Source organism: Ectobacillus sp., from assembly GCF_056992975.1.
The window spans coordinates 1-2911 of the sequence record NZ_JBXKMX010000135.1; the positions used below are offsets into that span (position 1 = coordinate 1).

Annotated in this window: 4 protein-coding genes; 3 read left to right on the top strand and 1 reads right to left on the bottom strand. The window is 34.5% G+C overall.

Features of this window, described 5'->3' with window-relative positions:
* The first annotated feature begins 30 nt into the window (after positions 1-30).
* From AC11ZT_RS06665 to AC11ZT_RS06675, 3 genes are read left to right on the top strand one after another with little or no spacing between them, the layout of a single operon-like run.
* A complete protein-coding gene (locus tag AC11ZT_RS06665) occupies positions 31-813 on the top strand; it encodes an alpha/beta fold hydrolase (RefSeq protein ID WP_484058847.1) in 783 nt (260 codons plus the stop codon).
* Between the two features lie 30 nt (positions 814-843).
* A complete protein-coding gene (locus tag AC11ZT_RS06670) occupies positions 844-1251 on the top strand; it encodes a (4Fe-4S)-binding protein (RefSeq protein WP_484058848.1) in 408 nt (135 codons plus the stop codon).
* Positions 1252-1289: 38 nt separating this feature from the next.
* The gene (locus tag AC11ZT_RS06675; protein WP_484058849.1) at positions 1290-1565 is read left to right on the top strand and encodes a GNAT family N-acetyltransferase; all 276 of its coding nucleotides are present in this window, start codon (positions 1290-1292) and stop codon (positions 1563-1565) included.
* 189 nt (positions 1566-1754) lie between these two features.
* Here AC11ZT_RS06675 and AC11ZT_RS06680 read toward each other — a convergent pair whose 3' ends face one another.
* A complete protein-coding gene (locus tag AC11ZT_RS06680) occupies positions 1755-2846 on the bottom strand; it encodes a low temperature requirement protein A (RefSeq protein WP_484058850.1) in 1092 nt (363 codons plus the stop codon).
* Positions 2847-2911: the final 65 nt, after the last annotated feature.

The window sequence follows — 2911 nt, forward strand, 5'->3', positions numbered from 1 at the left end:
AATACATAAAAGAATGGAGATGAAATAATTTTGAAAACCGTTACGTTGCAGAATATAACCCTGGCATATAGAGATGAAGGACACGGAAAGACAATTGTTTTACTTCACGGTTTTTGCGGAAGCCATAAGTATTGGGAAAAGGTAATCCCTGCCTTGTCAAAAGACTATCGAGTCATAGCACCGGATCTTCCTGGCCATGGAAATTCTACCTTTATAAATGAACAGCATACCATTGAAGACATCGCAGAGAGTATTAAGGAACTATTAGATACATTAAATATAGAGAAAGTAACCATGTTTGGGCACTCTTTAGGCGGATATATCACGCTTGCTTTTGCAGAAAGATATAGTAATCGATTAGATGGTTTTTCTCTTGTCCACTCTACTGCGTTTCCTGACTCAGAAGAGGCGAAAAAAGGAAGAATAGCTACCATAGAAAAAGTGACGAACAGTGGAATTCATTCTCTAATCGACGGATTGGTGCCAAAACTCTTTGCTGCAGACAATTTGAAGAAAAATGCAAGTGACGTAAATGTAGCTAAGGAAATCGCTTACTTAACTTCTTTAGAAGGGGCAATTGAGACACTTAAAGCAATGAAAGATCGCCCTGACCGTAATCACGTTCTTGAAAACCCTGCATTGCCTGTCCTTTTACTCGCAGGCGAAAAGGACCAAATTATCTCTTATAAGCAAACATTTTCTGTTACGAAAGATAATATTACACATTCCTTACTCAAAGACACGGGTCATATGAGTATGTATGAAGCACCGGAACAACTTATTTCTGAGATGAAGAGCTTTTTACATTTTTAATGTCTAAATAATTGTATAGGAGTGAGTTTTATGAATAATGAACCCAAAAATTATATAGGGGATCAGATTGACGTTATTTTTCACACTGAAAGATGTGTTCATGCGGAAAAATGTGTAAAAGGACTACCAAAGGTTTTCAATGTTAATAAGAAGCCATGGGTGAATGCAGATGGGGAAGAGGCCAGCAAAATAGCAAAAGTTATTGAAGAATGCCCAAGTGGTGCATTGGAATATATAAGAAAAGATAGCGGGGAACAAGAAGTACCAAAAGATAAGACAACTGTTGAAGTTGCTGCAAATGGAATGATATATCTTACGGGTAACTTGGAAATTCAAAAAGGGGACGAAACGATTCCATGCACGCGTGCCACATTATGTGGGTGCGGAAGTTCTAAAAATAAACCTTTTTGCGATAATAGCCATTTAAAAAACTCCTAATGGTTTAGAAGAATTTTTATAGAGGGGGGAAAACTAAAATGATCGATATAAAAAAAGATAACAACACGTTTTATGTAGGAAATCAGGTTAAAAAGGACGCCGAAATCCATTATGTTCCTACTGGTAAAGATAAAATTATCATAGATCATACACTTGTATCAGACAGTTTGCGAGGTAAAGGAGTTGGAGAAGCATTAGTGAATCGAATAGTAGAATTTGCAAGGGAAGAAGGGATAAAGATTATTCCATTATGTCCTTTTGCAAAGAGTCAATTTGACCGTAATGAGAATTATCATGATGTTTTAGTAAAATAATAGGATTCGTATTCTCATTAGAGGAGAATGAAACTTTTTCTCCTCTTTTTAATTTTGTTTTCATTTCTTTTTTGATTCCTTAGAGGATGATTTATATATCGTAGTAGGGAAAGAGCGAATTTATCAAACGATAGTAATCAAACATAATTTAATAATTAAAACATATTGATTATTAAATTGACCTATTTATTAAGTTGTTGTAACTATAGCATAGATAATAAAAAACAGAGCTAATTCCCCCATTATGACAATGTCTGGAACTATTATAATCAAATTAATAATAAAAAAGGCTGCTAAAATCCCTACAAACATCCCTAGATGATATATTTTCAAACGATGTTGTTCATACCGGTATTGATGAAAAACAATGGTAGTTGCAATGAAATAGAGCAATACGGAACTAAATACAAAATATAAGATAAATGAATAATGGACCTGATGTAAAAACATCAGTTTGATAGATGCTGCAATCATACCCAAAGACATTAGAATAAACAGATGTCCGTATACAATAGTTTGTCCTGCTCCCTGAATTGACTTATTGACCTTCTTTTCTACGTTATCGAAATACTGCCACCACATCGAAATTATAAGAATAAATGAAATGATCGAAAATGAGATAGAATCCCAGTCACCTTTTTGCGGTTGCAAGACAAAAAGGGTGCTAACGACTGATTCCCCTAAAAGGATTAATGTCAATAAAGCAAAACGTTCTAATAAATGAGCCGTATTTGTCGGGGCTTTCACCAAATACTTACGTCCGAAAAAAGGCATAATAATATCAACAATAATCCCTGCATATAACACGGCGTATCGAATCCATAAATTAAAAAAGATAGAAAAAAATGAGATGATGACCCCAATCCAAAAACGTGTTCCCAAAAACCAAGCAACTTTTTTTCTATTACCTTTTTCTTCGTTTTGAACAACAAGATATTGGATTGCTGTTATTGCTCTTATTCCAATATAGCCAGTAAGGAAAGGGAGGTAGTATTGATCAAAATCAACCGATAAACTGGATGTCATAATAAGGACAAACAACATTTGAAGAATCATAAAGATACGTTGATGTAAAAGATCTCTCCCAAACCGATTAGTAAACATTGTTTGTCCAGTCCAAGACCACCATATCGGAATAAACATCAAAGCAAATTTTAATAAATATTCTGGATATATATACCCTTCTTCAACATGAAGCAAGACCTGAGTCGTATTTGCTACCGCTGCCACAAATAGCAAGTCATAAAAGAGTTCTAACCACGTAACCTTTTTTTCTTCCATTTTTACACACCTTCCCATTCCATAGTATGATGAAAGGTGATTTCAAACAAGAAGTATTCTGTATG

Coding starts and splice junctions, on each gene's coding strand:
- AC11ZT_RS06670 (WP_484058848.1), top strand. CDS start 844: ATGAATAATGAACCCAAAAATTATATAGGGGATCAGATTGACGTTATT.
- AC11ZT_RS06680 (WP_484058850.1), bottom strand. CDS start 2,846: ATGGAAGAAAAAAAGGTTACGTGGTTAGAACTCTTTTATGACTTGCTA.
- AC11ZT_RS06675 (WP_484058849.1), top strand. CDS start 1,290: ATGATCGATATAAAAAAAGATAACAACACGTTTTATGTAGGAAATCAG.